Raw genomic sequence first — 13,315 nt, 5'->3', positions numbered from 1 at the left:
GGTCCCGATAGTCGAATGACTGCGGGTTATTTTTTGGGGGCAGCTGAAATGATGTTCGGGGAAGGGCTGTTCGCCAACGGCCGGCCTGAGTATGAAAAGGAACTCGGAGCGGGTATCACGGAGGCGAAAGTGCTGATTACGGTCAAGGCCGCTCCACAGCCCTCGGCTAACCATGGTGACACTGTTTGCGTGGCCGGTCTCAGACTTGCGGAAGGTGGCCCGGAATGGATCCGTCTTTACCCGATTCCTTTCCGCTATCTCCAGGCTGACGCGAAATTCAAGAAGTACGACATCGTGAAGCTAAAGCTCACACCAGCGGCCAAAGATCGACGACCCGAGAGCTACACCCCTATCCTTGATTCCTTGACCATCGACTCCCACCTTGAGCCGTGGAAGCCACGGCACCCACACGTTGACCCGCTTATCGATGCATTCAACACCTGCGAACTCAACTCCCGCGCTTTGAACGGATCGGCCGGCCCATCCCTGGCTGCCGTAGTGCCGGCGGACATCGACAAGCTGGAATTACGACTTTTCGACGGGTGGACCTCGGAGCAACAAGCCAAGATGGAAGCCCATCTGAACCAAGACACACTCTTTGGACCCAAGACGGACAAATCGATCCTGTCCCCGCCGAGGTTTGAAGGTCATTATCGCTACCGCTGCACTGGCAGGATTTGCAAAGGACACCGGCAAGGTCTGCTGGATTGGGAATTCACCGAACTTCAGCGGCGGCACGCGGGGGACACCGATGAAGCCGCCAAAGCGGCAATCCAAAAGAGATTCCTGGATCAGCTGTGCGCTCCGGCCCGCGGTCCGGTGTTTTTCCTGGGTAACCAGCTGAAAAGACCCCAGGCGTTCGGAGTCTTGGGCGTTTATGCAGCAGGGGTTCGTTAGCTGCCGACCAGAGCCGCCAGGCGTTCTTTTACGCGCGTGAGAACGTATTTGCGGTGGCAGCACAGCTCGCTGGCCTCAAAGCACAGCACGGCCACACGCTGCCGGGAGGCAAGGTCGGTGAGCTCAATAATCTTTTCAGCAGCTGATTCGCTGTCAAGCAGAGACTCGAAACGCTCGCCCGCAACCTTTGCAGCCGGAGTTCCCGGAGCCCAGAAACCTTCACGGTTGTCTTTGGGATTCCCTAACGCCGGCATGTGGCTGTAGCCGATGCCGGCTTCGGCTAGTGCTTCGCTCAGCGCCCTCTTTGAGAAGCCTTTTTTCCTTGAGATCGGGTTCAACCGAACGTCCACGACCGTCCCGATTTTCCAAGCCGTCAGTTCCTCAAGGAACGACGCAATGTCCTTCCCTTCGTAACCAACACCGATGACGCCGCTCGTTTCAGTCCACATGGTTTCATTCTTGCACGGGCGCAAAATCGGCCGACGTCGCACCGCTTTGCCGCAGCCTCTACCGGTGCGGTCAATCCCATGTCTGGCCGCACCAGCAGCGGCCCTCCTGGTGCTCCTGGATGACAAGGACACGTTCCTCTCCGAGCAGGATGATGTCTTCGTAGCTGAGCATGCCCCCAGTGCAGCATCAGCGGGCCGGCTGCCGGTAGGGGCGTCTTGGTCTATGTGGAAAACCGCAGGTAACGGCATCGGAGCCCTCTGTCCGTGAGCCTGCTGTGACTACCACCGAAATCCGAACGGCGGCGAACCAGGGACGAGTCTCCAGTTCCGGGGACCTACGCTGATGCACCATCAACTCTTTCCCTCACCCTCGACGGCGGGTTTGGCCAGCGTGTGCTGTCGGAACTCGACAGTTAGTGAACATGTGGTGATTGCAGTGGAAGGGGGACGTTTGTGCTGATTTCGCAGGGATCTTCCCCCCTCGTTTATGAGGTGGGAAACATACCCCTCACATAGACCTCCGGGGGTATGACCTTAAACATGTATATGAGAAGGGGCCAGCACGCCAAGCCATCTCACGGCCGTCTCTGGTCTTCAGATGGTCCTGAACTCCATCAGCCCTCGGCCTCGGCCCGTTCTTCCGCACGCCTGCATCGACCCGAATGCCTCTAGGACGACGGGGCCTCCAAGAGGAGAAGGTTTTCGCCCCGACGCGTCAGGTTGTGGTGTGTGCCCTAGCCGGACTCGCCTAGCGCCTGCGTCGCTGTGATGTTAGACGGGAAGGGCGTCCCTGCCGACATCTCTGAACAGTAGCTGGGATTCATGCGTCACTTCACGACTGGGGCCCGGTTGATAGCGGCGGAGGCTGTTTCACAGTTGGAACACTGTGGGCTGCGACACACTCTTTACCGTGGATACAGATGCCGTGGCGGCTGTCACATTTGGGGGCGCCGCGGCATGACTACCCGCGCTTCTTAGAGCGGGTGCAAGGACATTCCCACCTATCTGTTCCGCTGGCCAATGAGCCTGTTTCAAGGGAGAAACACATGACAAGCACCAAAGCATCGCCGCCGGCGATGACGCCCCGCCGGGCGGCGACAGCCGCCCTCCTCGGTAGTGCACTGGAGTACTACGACTTTTTTGTTTACGGCGCGGCAGCGGCCCTCGTTTTCAATGTGCTGTTCTTTCCTTCCGGAGATCCCGCTGTTGCCTTGATCGGATCGTTCGCGACTTTCGCGGTGGGTTATGTGGCACGGCCCGTCGGCGCAATGGTGATGGGGCACTTCGGCGATCGTCTTGGCCGCAAGAAGGTCATGCTCGCCACGGTGGTCATGATGGGTGCCGCCTCGTTCTCCATCGGATGTCTTCCGACATTTGACCAGGTGGGACTGCTGGCCCCGGCACTGTTGGTGGTCTTGCGAGTGGTCCAGGGTTTCTCCGCGGGGGCTGAATCCGCAGGCGCCTCGACGTTGACAGTTGAACATTCCCCCGTTGGACGCCGGGGCTTCTTCACCAGCTTCGTTATGGTTGGCTACGCGGTCGGCTGCTCGTTGGCGACCATTGTTTTCCTTCCCGTGGCGCTCCTGCCCGCCGAACACCTCTATGGCTGGGGCTGGCGGGTTCCCTTCTGGCTCAGCGCGGTCGTTGTCGTGATTACTTACTACGTGCGGAGCCATCTGGAGGAAACGCCCGTGTTCGCTGAAGCGAAGGAAGAACGCGCAGTCCGGAAGCTGCCGCTGAGCGATGTTTTCAAGTACCACTGGCGCAGTGTGATTTGTGTTGCCGGGGCATCGCTGATGGCAGCGATGCAGACTTTGTTCGCTGTTTTCAGCTTGTCCTACGGAACCTCGGTCGGGGTGGACCGGAGTGCGATGCTCGCGGTCATCTCGGGCGCCATAGCGCTGTCCGTCTTCACTCTTCCGGCAGCGGGCTACCTCTCTGATGTCATCGGCAGGAAGCGGACGATGCTGATTTCCTCTGTAGGGTGTGCGGTCACGATCTTCGGTTACCTTTGGGCGATATCGACGACGGACGTCCTGCTGATCGGGGTCTCCGCGTTCATCAACATGACGTTGTTCTTCAGCTGCTACAACGGGGTGTGGACGTCGTTCTTTGCCGAGCAGTTCCCGGCACCTGTGCGCTTCACAGGCATGGCTGTCAGCAATCAGCTGGGCAATCTCCTGGCCGGCTTCGCGCCGATGGTCGCGGCGATGATTCTCGTGCCGGGCCCGTCCGGCTGGCTGCCGGTAGCAATCTTTGGTGCGGTAGCCGCCGGCATCGCGGCCGTCGCAGTCCTCGGGATGCGCGAGACTTCCAAAACCCCCACAGAGCTGCTCGGTGGGCCGCGGGCTCAACCCACAAATCCCAAACGTTCCCTGGACGAGCCTGCCGGGACCAAGAGGACCGTTCAGGCGGTAACGGACTAGACCCAGTAGACCCTAAAAGGATGGGCCCCCGACGGTTTTTCGTCGGGGGCCCATTTATTTTGGCCTGTGTTGCTCGTTCCCGGGCTAGGGTCCCGGAAGGATCATTCGTTCGTCGTCGTCAATTTTCAGGGCACGCATTTTCCGGTACATGGTGGTGCGCCCGATACCCAGAATTTCCGCGGCACGGGACTTGTTGCCGTTGGCTTCCGCCAGGGCGGCGACGATGGTATCGCGCTCGGATTGCTCGTAGCGGCTGAGCGAGGAGAGGGTTGTCTGCCGCATGGGGGCTGGCAGGTCTTTTGTTTGGATCAGGCCGGTGCCGGCCGAACGTCGCAAGTGGGCAAGGAGCCGTGCCATCTCGGCGACGTTACCGGGCCAGCGCCAGGCCAGCAGGCATTGGAGGGCTGCGGGGGAGAACCGTGGCGCCGGCGCCCCGGGAAAGAGTTCGGCCGAAACCTCACGCACGATGTCCAGCAACTCACCGCGCAGTTCCACAAGGGAAGGCAGTCGTACCAGCCCTTGAAGGTCCTCGGCTTCGTGATTGGGGTTGAATGGGCCGCTGGTCCGTTCGGTAAGGATGACACGTGCCCCGGGGTGGACGCCGGGGCGGTGGGCCGCCGCAAACTCGGTGAGTCGGTCCACCAGATCGTGGCCGATGCCTGGTCCGGCGGTAACGAGGATTCCGCAGCCCTCGGCTAATGCCGCTTCCATGAGGGCCCAGGCCGTTGGGTCCTCGGTGAGCATTTCTGCGGTGAATGTCTTGGGCTCTCGCCCAGTGTGCTGGCGCAGCCATTTTGAGGACTGGTGATGCTTCCCGGTACCAGGGCCCCCGGTGACGCGGATCAGGCCATCGGCCGTGGCGGCAGCGGTGAGTTCGCGTTGGAGCACGCCGTAAGAAGTCGTCGTCCGGGCTTGGCGGGAGGATAGGCCGTCCAGCACTTCGCGGAGCGCGGGCGCAGACCTTTGCTCTGGGTGTTTGCCGACGGAAACCCCGCCCTCGGCGGGCGCACTGGCTGGCTCCGTAAATTCCAGCGCGAAGATCGCGTCCTGGCCAGCGCGGCCGAGACGGCGCACCATGGCTTCGGTTCCGAGCACCGGAAGTTCGAGTTGCAGCTTGTCCTGGTCCCAATGGTGCATGCGCAGCATCTCCCACAGGTAGGCGTGGGACTCGGCGTCAAAATGGGCGAGTGCGGGAAGGTCTGTCATCACGGTTTCTGAGTTCATGACCAGGACCGGATGCTTGGAGGACCGGAACTGGCGGTACGTTCGGGCCAGCTCGAGGTTCCGGGAATCGGCCATCAGCTCAAGCGCCTCGGCGATCTGATGACCGGCCTGCCGGGCCATGGAAACCATCAAGGGGCTTGAGGCGTCAACGTGGGAGGCGATGGACAGCGATCCCACGATCCGGCCCGTGATGGGGTGCTTGATGGGCGCTCCCGCGCAGGCCAGTCGGGCCAGGGCATCGTTAAAGTGTTCGTGGCCGCGGACGAAAACCACTCCGCGCCCCTCAATGGGGGTGCCGAGCCCGTTGGTGCCCAGAGCCTGTTCGGAAAAGACGAACCCCTCCGCGGCGTTGGCGTTGTCCAGTGTGCGCGTGTCCTGGGCATCGACAATGCGCCGGGAGACGATCCGGCCCTCCTCATCGGCGAGGAAAAGGGCCATCCGGGTGTCGGTGAGATTGTTTTGCCACTGGTCCAAAATTCTTCCGGCAGCGCGCAGGATTGCACTGTCCGGATCGACTTCGCCAAGGATGTGGGGGCCGGTTGCAGGGTTGACGTGGTTCGAGACGGATCGCCGCCAGCTTTGTTCGATTTCTTCAGCTACCAGCGACGCGGGGATGGAAGCCCTGACGAGGCCTTCCGTGATCAGCCGCTCGCGGGCGCTCCGGAGCGCGTCTTCGCGGCGTGATTTGTCCATCACTTACTCATTCTCAAGCAGTCAAAACGATGCGTCCAGCAATCCCGCCGGCGGTCAGGTCGTCCAGGGCCCGGGACACTTCGGCCGCAGACAGGGTCCTTTCGGACACCGGGATGGTGGGAAGTTCCCCTGCTTTGGCAATCCGGACCAGATCCTGCAGTTGTGAAAGTGTCCCGACAAAGCTGCCTTCGATGCGGATCATGCGCAGCGCCAGCATGGCAGTCGGAAGGGTGACTTCACCGCCGAAGAGTCCTACCTGGACCATTGTCCCCGCTTTGGCGAGGGCGTCGAACGCGGCCGTAGCGGTGGCACCGTTGTTGACGAAGTCGACGACGGCGCTGGCCGGCCCGCCTGCCGCGCGTTGAATGTCGGCTGCCCCGCTGCCGGCTCCGGAAAGGACCGTGCTGGTGGCGCCCATGTCCCGGGCCAGGGCCAGGTTCCGTTCCGCGACATCGACCGCGCAGATGTTCCGGTGGCCCCGGGCACGGAGGATCGCTATGGCGGTCAGGCCCAGCCCTCCTGCCCCGAAGATGACCACAGGCTCGTCCGGCTCAAGCGGAAGAACCTTGTCCACGGCACTGTGGGCGGTGAGGCCGGAACACGCCAAGGTCGCTGCCCAACTCGGGTCAAGGCCCTCAATGTCCACGAGGTACTTCTCGTCGGGCACGATGATGTACTCGGCGTAGCCGCCGTGGCGTGCGACCCCAAGGTTCTGTCCGGCGGCGCAGCGGTTATCGTGGCCTTCCCGGCATTGGCGGCATGTGCCGCAGCCGATCCACGGGTAGATCAGTCGCACGTCTCCGGCGCTGACGGATGCAACGTCAGCACCTACCTGTTCGACAACGCCGACTACTTCGTGGCCCAGTACCATCGGGTACTGGATGCCGCGGTCTTTCATGCTCATGTGTCCGCGGCTGCCCAGGTCGTAGCCGCCTTCGCGGAGGTGGGTGTCGGTGTGGCAGACGCCAGCCCGCATGACCTTCAGAAGTACCTGCCGCCCCTCGGGGCGTGGCGTCGAGAACTCCAGGTCATGGATGGTGGCATCGTCCGGGAGGACGGCGAATGCATGCATTGCGGAACACCTCTTCATTGTGGCAATCGGTATCCATCCATCATGACCAACTATTGCTGCAGCTTCCAATACCAATCCGGGACCCCTTTAGTGGGCGATCCGGTATCAATGCATCCGCTGGAGTGTTTCACATTGGAACACGTGTGGCATGGAACACAGACCTACCTTTGATTCAGAGGCCGCGGCACCCACCACAACAAAGGAGGGCCGCAGGCACCCACAAACCACGTCAAAGGAGACCTACCATGACCACCAACCTTGTTGAACAGTCCGGCACCGCTTCCGCCGAAGCCGGGAGCCAGGACGTACTGCGGAACCTCTACGCTGATTGGGCAGAGATCATGGCGACCACGCCGGACCTGACCATGCGCCTGTTCCGTTCCATTTTTGACGAGTGGCACCAGCCAACGGTCGAGCCCGAGGGCGTCATGTACCGTGAGGACACCGTTGGCGGGGTTCCGGGCATCTGGTGCCTGCCCGAGGGGGCGGACCAGAGCAAGGTGCTCCTGTACACCCATGGCGGTGGATTCGCCGTAGGTTCGGCCTCCAGCCACCGCAAACTGGCAGCCCACGTCGCCAAAGCACTTGGATCCGTCAGCTTCGTGCTGGATTACCGGCGCGCCCCCGAATTCCAGCACCCGGCACAGATCGAAGACGGCGTGGCCGCCTTCGATGCCCTCGTCGCCTCCGGCATCGCCCCTGAGGACATCACCACCATCGGTGATTCCGCCGGCGGCAACCTCGCCATCGCCATTGCCCTCGCGCTCAAGGAACAGGGCAAGCGCACCCCCGGCCGAGTCATCGCCTTCTCACCGTGGCTGGACATGGAAAACAAGGGCGAAACCCTCGTCACCAACAACGACACGGACGCCCTGATCACCCCCGAGCTGCTCGAAGGCATGATCGCCGGCGTCCTCGGCGGCACCATCGATCCCAGGACACCCCTGGCCAACCCGCTGCACGCCGACTTCAACGACTTCCCGCGTCTGTACATCACCGCCGGCAGCGTCGAGTCGCTCCTGGACAACGCCACGCGTCTGGAGCAACGCGCCAAAGCCGCCGGCGTGGACGTCACCTTGTCCATCGGCGAGGGCCAGCAGCATGTCTACCCGTTCCTGGCCGGGCGGTCCGCCCTCGTGGCACAGGAGTTCGACAAGCTCGCGGCCTGGTACCGGAAATAACCCGGCCACCTTACGAAGCCACACCATCCACTATTTCGTCCCCTGCATCAGAACGACAAAGGAGTTCGCCATGACTGCACAGAACACTTTCCAGACCGTTGACGCCGTCGTCATCGGCGCCGGCTTCGGCGGCATCTACGCCGTCCACAAGCTTCACAACGAGCAGGGTCTGACCGTTGTCGGCTTCGACAAGGCCGACGGTCCCGGCGGCACCTGGTACTGGAACCGCTACCCGGGCGCTCTCTCTGACACCGAGAGCCACGTCTACCGCTTCTCCTTCGATAAGGGCCTCCTGCAGGACGGCACCTGGAAGCACACCTACATCACCCAGCCCGAGATCCTCGAGTACCTTGAGGACGTCGTTGACCGCTTTGACCTGCGGCGCCACTTCCGCTTTGGTACCGAGGTCAAGTCCGCCACCTACCTCGAAGACGAGGGCCTGTGGGAAGTGACCACCGGCGGCGGCGCGGTGTACCGGGCTAAGTACGTCATCAACGCCGTGGGGCTGCTGTCAGCCATCAACTTCCCGAACCTGCCCGGGATCGACACCTTTGAGGGCGAGACCATCCACACCGCCGCCTGGCCGCAGGGCAAGTCCCTCGCCGGTCGCCGCGTGGGTGTGATCGGCACCGGTTCCACCGGCCAGCAGGTCATCACGGCGCTGGCACCGGAAGTTGAACACCTGACCGTCTTCGTCAGGACCCCGCAGTACTCCGTCCCGGTGGGCAAGCGCCCCGTGACCACCCAGCAGATTGACGAGATCAAGGCCGACTACGACAACATCTGGGCACAGGTCAAGCGTTCCGGCGTAGCCTTCGGCTTCGAGGAAAGCACCGTGCCGGCCATGAGCGTCACCGAAGAAGAACGCCGCCAGGTCTACGAGAAGGCCTGGGAATACGGCGGCGGCTTCCGCTTCATGTTCGAAACCTTCAGCGACATCGCCACCGACGAGGAGGCCAACGAGACTGCGGCATCCTTCATCCGGAACAAGATCGTCGAGACCATCAAGGATCCGGAGACGGCACGGAAACTGACGCCGACGGGCTTGTTCGCCCGTCGCCCGCTCTGCGACGACGGCTACTTCCAGGTGTTCAACCGGCCCAACGTCGAGGCTGTCGCTATCAAGGAAAACCCCATTCGGGAAGTCACGGCCAAGGGTGTGGTGACGGAGGACGGCGTGCTGCACGAGCTGGACGTCATCGTCTTCGCGACCGGTTTCGACGCCGTGGACGGCAATTACCGCCGCATGGAGATCAGCGGGCGCGACGGCGTGAACATCAACGACCACTGGGACGGGCAGCCCACCAGCTACCTGGGCGTTTCCACAGCGAAGTTCCCCAACTGGTTCATGGTGCTGGGACCCAACGGCCCGTTCACGAACCTGCCGCCGAGCATCGAGACGCAGGTCGAATGGATCAGCGACACGGTGGCCTACGCGGAGGAAAACGGAATCCGGGCGATCGAGCCGACCCCGGAGGCCGAAGCCGAGTGGACCGAGACGTGCACACAGATCGCGAACATGACGGTGTTCACCAAGGTCGATTCATGGATCTTCGGCGCGAACGTTCCGGGCAAGAAGCCCAGCGTGCTGTTCTATCTGGGCGGCCTGGGCAACTACCGCGGCGTCCTGGACGATGTCACCGCCAACGGATACCGCGGCTTTGAGCTGAAGTCGGAAGCCGCCGTCGCTGCCTGACCCGGCAGCCCTCACCGCTGCCGGCCGGCGCCATCGACCTGATGGTGCCGGCCGCCGGCCTTGATTATTACGTCATTCACCACAGAGGAGAACCACCCATGGGTGTGTACACCACGATCGACCCGGCCACCGGGGACGCAACCGCACAATACCCGGAGATCTCCGACGCCGAGCTGGACACTCTCATCAAAAACAGTGCCGCGGCCTACCGTTCCTGGCGCACCACAACCCTGGAACAGCGCCGTGCCGTCCTGACCCGCACCGCCGAGATCCACCGCGAGCAGGCAGAAGAACTGGCCAAGCTCCTCACCCTGGAAATGGGCAAACCAATCGCGCAGGCCAGGGGAGAGGTGGAACTGGTCGCGTCGATCTACCAGCACTACGCCGACAACCTGGAGGAGTACCTGGCCGATGAATCCCTCACCTTCAGGGGCTCCGGCACGGCTGTCGTCCGCACCGAACCGATAGGACCACTCGTCGGGGTCATGCCATGGAACTACCCTTACTACCAGGTCGCCCGGTTCGCCGCCCCGAACATCGCCTTGGGCAACACCATCATCCTCAAGCACGCCCGTAACTGCCCCCAGTCCGCCCTTGCCATCGAAAGAGTGCTCACTGAGGCCGGATTGCCGGCGGGTGTATACGCCAACGCGTTCATCTCTTCGGCCCAGGTCGCTGCCGCCGTCGCTGACCGGCGCGTGCAGGGAGTGTCCCTGACCGGATCCGAAAAGGCCGGAGCTGCCGTCGGCGAGGTCGCCGGCCGGAATCTGAAAAAGTGCGTCCTGGAACTGGGCGGGTCAGACCCGTTCATCGTCCTCGATGATGCCGACATCGACGCCGCAGCGGCCGCCGCCGTTATCGGCCGGCTCTCCAACGGCGGCCAGGCCTGCACGGCGTCGAAGCGGTTCATCGTCGCGGACAGCGTGTACGAGGAATTCCTTCAAAAGTTCCTCGACGCGATGGCCTCCTGGCAGACCGGGGATCCCACCGACTCCGGGACCAAGCTCGGACCACTGGCCTCGGCCGCGGGCGTCGAGGAACTGGACGAGCTTGTGCAGGACGCAGTCTCCCACGGCGCGAAACTCCTGCTCGGTGGGGAACGCCCCGACGGTCCCGGCGCCTATTACCCTGCCACGGTCCTTGCAGGCGTCACACCTGCAATGCGTGCCTTCACCGAGGAACTGTTCGGCCCCGTAGCCGTCGTCTACCGCGTCGGCTCCCTGCAGGAAGCGATCGATTTGGCCAACAACTCACCGTTCGGACTGTCCTCCAGCGTGTTCACATCTGATGCCAGGAACGCGGAGCGGCTGGCCGAGGAGCTTGAGGTCGGCATGGTCTGGATCAACAGCACCAGCAAGAGCTCGCCCGACCTGCCGTTCGGCGGCGTCAAGGGCTCGGGCTTCGGGCGGGAACTGGCCGGGTACGGCTTCAACGAATTCGCCAACAAGAAGCTGGTCCGGAATCCGGGAGCTCGCTGAGTTATGGAAGCGTCATGCTGCGGGCTTATCTGCCTGCAGCATGACGCACCCAGTTAAGCAGGGTGAGGTTCCTTTGCGAAAGCGGGGAAGAGGGCAGCGACAAGCCGTCTGCCAAACCCTTCATCCAGGGGAGAACCGCTGAGGAACAAGCGGTAGTAGATCGGGCCGAGCAAGAGGTCGGTGACCAGCTCGGGGTCAAGTCCCTCCCTCAGCTCTCCTCTTGCAATGCCCCGTTCGACGAGTGCCGTGACCTCCTGGACGCGTTGGCTCACCACCCTCTCCCGGTAGGTTCGGGCAAGCTCTGCATCGGCGGCAACTTCTGAAACCAGGCCCTGCATGATCCGCCCCAGGAGCGTGTTGGACATGAGGTCCACGGTCCGGTCGACCAGCCGCGTCAGTTCAGTCAGTGTGTCAAGAGCATACGGCTGCGTGCTAACGTCGCCGACCATGTCCAGCAGCACAGCAAGGGCCAGATCATTCCGTGACCGGTGGCGGCGGTAGATGGTGGTCTTCGCGACCCCGGACCGTTCAGCCACTCCTTCAATGGTCAGGCTGCCGAAGCCGGATTCCGCCAATAGCTCCCGGGCAGCGTCCATAACCGCCCGTTCCGTCCTGGCGCGCCGCTTCTGATGCCCCGACACTACGCCCCCAGCTGATGCCCCCTGGCCACCGCCTAAAGAATTCATTGGGATACCGCCCTTCCGTCGCCGCGCCATCAAGTGCTAATATTGCTACGCAACGTAGCGTTTTATTTCTATTGTAAGGCTACCACCCCCGGACCAGCCTAGAAGGGCAGCATCATGGCCACAGATCGATACCAGCGCGGGCTTGACCGCATGATGGAACTCGTCTCCACGGAACACTCCAACACGTTCGACCACGCCAAGCTGGTCGAGTCATACCAGGCTCTGGACTCGGAACTGGGGGACTACATCGTGTCCTTTGCCTTCGGTGACATCTACTCCCGCGACAGCCTGACCCAGCAGGAACAGACGATGGTGACCATTTCCACGCTGGCCGCACTGGGCACGGAGGTCCAGCTGAAGCTTCATATCAACGTTGGCTTCAACGTGGGCCTGACGAAGGAGAAGATCGTCGGCGCCCTGATCCAGTGCATCCCCTACATCGGTTTCCCCCGCGTCCTCAATGGCCTGACCCTCGTCAAAGACGTCATGGCAGAACGCGGCAGGACCTCCGAAGCCGGTACCGACTGAGGCCTGACCTCGGGCTCTCCTGCGTCCCGACGCCCCACTACTACGACGAAAAGATCACATCATGAGCAAGAAAATCGGTTTCGTAGGACTCGGAACCATGGGACTTCCCATGGCAGTCAACCTGAATAGGGCCGGCTTCGAGGTGATCGGGTACGACGCCTTCGAGGGATCCCGCCAGAAGGCTATTGCGGCGGGAATCACCATGGCCGAAACCTTGAAGGACGTCGCCGAACAGGCCGACGACGCGATCGTGTCCATGGTCCGTGACTACGCCCAGAACGTCGACGTCATCCTGGGCCAAGACGGGCTCCTGTCCGCCAATCCCAAAAACCTGACCATCATCGTCATGAGCACCCTGGACCCGGACACCATGAACGAACTGGGCCAGCAGGTCGAGGAACACGGCGAGGTCAGGCTCATCGCCGCCGCCGTCAGCGGGGGTTCGACCGGGGCCGAGGCCGGCACCCTGTCGATCATGGCATCCGGTGCCGAAGACGTGGTGACCGCCGCCTCGCCGTACTTCGACGCTGTCGGATCCAACACCTTCTACTACGGCAGCAAGCCCGGCAACAGCCAGGCAGCGAAGCTGGTCAACAACCTCGTCCTCGGCATCAACATGAACGCCGTCGCCGAAGGGCTCAAGTTTGGCGCGCAGTACAACCTGCCCGAAGCCGAACTGCTCAACCTCTTCAAGGTCAGCACTGGCGACAGCTGGGTTGCCCGGAACTGGGACGCAGTCTCGGAGTGGACCGCTGACACCGCCCTCGCAGTGCTGCTCAAGGACCTCAAGGCCGCACACCTGAAGGGCCTCGAGCACCACGTGGCCATGCCCTTCAACGCCCTGTCCTCCACCCAACTGTTCGACTCCATGGGACAGAACAACCTGCAGACCAAATAGCCGAACCTGGAGCGGACAGCACGGCGGAAGCGCGGTCCACCACGCAGTAGTGGTGGGCCGCGCTTGGGTGGAGTAACCGCAGAACCG

11 protein-coding genes are annotated in these 13,315 nt (G+C 62.5%); 7 read left to right on the top strand and 4 right to left on the bottom strand.

Annotated features, from left to right (window positions below; all coding sequences use genetic code 11):
- Positions 1-15: 15 nt before the first annotated feature.
- Complete coding sequence (locus ODE13_RS13240; protein ID WP_237428433.1) at positions 16-897, top strand: hypothetical protein; 882 nt, start codon at positions 16-18, stop codon at positions 895-897.
- On the opposite strand, the gene ODE13_RS13235 is transcribed toward ODE13_RS13240, so the two are convergent.
- Positions 894-1,346 carry a DUF488 family protein gene (locus tag ODE13_RS13235; protein WP_192477076.1) on the bottom strand — a complete coding sequence of 151 codons (453 nt, stop codon included), beginning with the start codon at positions 1,344-1,346 and terminating at the stop codon, positions 894-896. The genes ODE13_RS13240 and ODE13_RS13235 overlap by 4 nt on opposite strands.
- A gap of 1,046 nt (positions 1,347-2,392) precedes the next feature.
- On the opposite strand from ODE13_RS13235, the gene ODE13_RS13230 reads away from it, so the two are divergent.
- Positions 2,393-3,772 (top strand): MFS transporter, encoded by a 1,380-nt coding sequence (locus ODE13_RS13230; RefSeq protein WP_254590240.1) that lies wholly within the window; start codon positions 2,393-2,395, stop codon positions 3,770-3,772.
- A gap of 84 nt (positions 3,773-3,856) precedes the next feature.
- Here ODE13_RS13230 and ODE13_RS13225 read toward each other — a convergent pair whose 3' ends face one another.
- Together ODE13_RS13225 and ODE13_RS13220 are read right to left on the bottom strand one after the other, a co-directional pair.
- Positions 3,857-5,689 carry a sigma-54-dependent Fis family transcriptional regulator gene (locus ODE13_RS13225; RefSeq protein ID WP_192477086.1) on the bottom strand — a complete coding sequence of 611 codons (1,833 nt, stop codon included), beginning with the start codon at positions 5,687-5,689 and terminating at the stop codon, positions 3,857-3,859.
- Between the two features lie 13 nt (positions 5,690-5,702).
- A complete protein-coding gene (locus tag ODE13_RS13220; protein ID WP_192477088.1) occupies positions 5,703-6,761 on the bottom strand; it encodes an alcohol dehydrogenase in 1,059 nt (352 codons plus the stop codon).
- Positions 6,762-7,006: 245 nt separating this feature from the next.
- On the opposite strand from ODE13_RS13220, the gene ODE13_RS13215 reads away from it, so the two are divergent.
- The 3 genes from ODE13_RS13215 (at position 7,007) to ODE13_RS13205 (ending at position 11,116) form a co-directional block, all read left to right on the top strand.
- Entirely contained in the window at positions 7,007-7,942 is a 936-nt protein-coding gene (locus ODE13_RS13215; protein ID WP_192477090.1) for an alpha/beta hydrolase, read from the top strand.
- A complete protein-coding gene (locus ODE13_RS13210) occupies positions 7,863-9,638 on the top strand; it encodes a flavin-containing monooxygenase (protein ID WP_322479687.1) in 1,776 nt (591 codons plus the stop codon). The genes ODE13_RS13215 and ODE13_RS13210 overlap by 80 nt, the downstream gene beginning before the upstream one ends.
- 98 nt (positions 9,639-9,736) lie before the next feature.
- Positions 9,737-11,116 (top strand): NAD-dependent succinate-semialdehyde dehydrogenase, encoded by a 1,380-nt coding sequence (locus tag ODE13_RS13205; RefSeq protein WP_192477095.1) that lies wholly within the window; start codon positions 9,737-9,739, stop codon positions 11,114-11,116.
- Positions 11,117-11,169: 53 nt separating this feature from the next.
- Here ODE13_RS13205 and ODE13_RS13200 read toward each other — a convergent pair whose 3' ends face one another.
- Positions 11,170-11,712, bottom strand: a complete 543-nt coding sequence (locus tag ODE13_RS13200) for a TetR/AcrR family transcriptional regulator (RefSeq protein WP_225668760.1) — start codon at positions 11,710-11,712, stop codon at positions 11,170-11,172.
- 204 nt (positions 11,713-11,916) lie between these two features.
- Here ODE13_RS13200 and ODE13_RS13195 point away from each other — a divergent pair, with 204 nt between their 5' ends.
- Complete coding sequence (locus ODE13_RS13195) at positions 11,917-12,330, top strand: carboxymuconolactone decarboxylase family protein (protein WP_192477099.1); 414 nt, start codon at positions 11,917-11,919, stop codon at positions 12,328-12,330.
- 61 nt (positions 12,331-12,391) lie between these two features.
- Positions 12,392-13,228 carry an NAD(P)-dependent oxidoreductase gene (locus tag ODE13_RS13190; protein WP_237428431.1) on the top strand — a complete coding sequence of 279 codons (837 nt, stop codon included), beginning with the start codon at positions 12,392-12,394 and terminating at the stop codon, positions 13,226-13,228.
- Positions 13,229-13,315: the final 87 nt, after the last annotated feature.

This window comes from Nesterenkonia sp. HG001 (assembly GCF_034438835.1).
Lineage (GTDB): Bacteria > Actinomycetota > Actinomycetes > Actinomycetales > Micrococcaceae > Nesterenkonia > Nesterenkonia xinjiangensis.
This window is presented reverse-complemented; position numbering and strand designations above follow the sequence as displayed.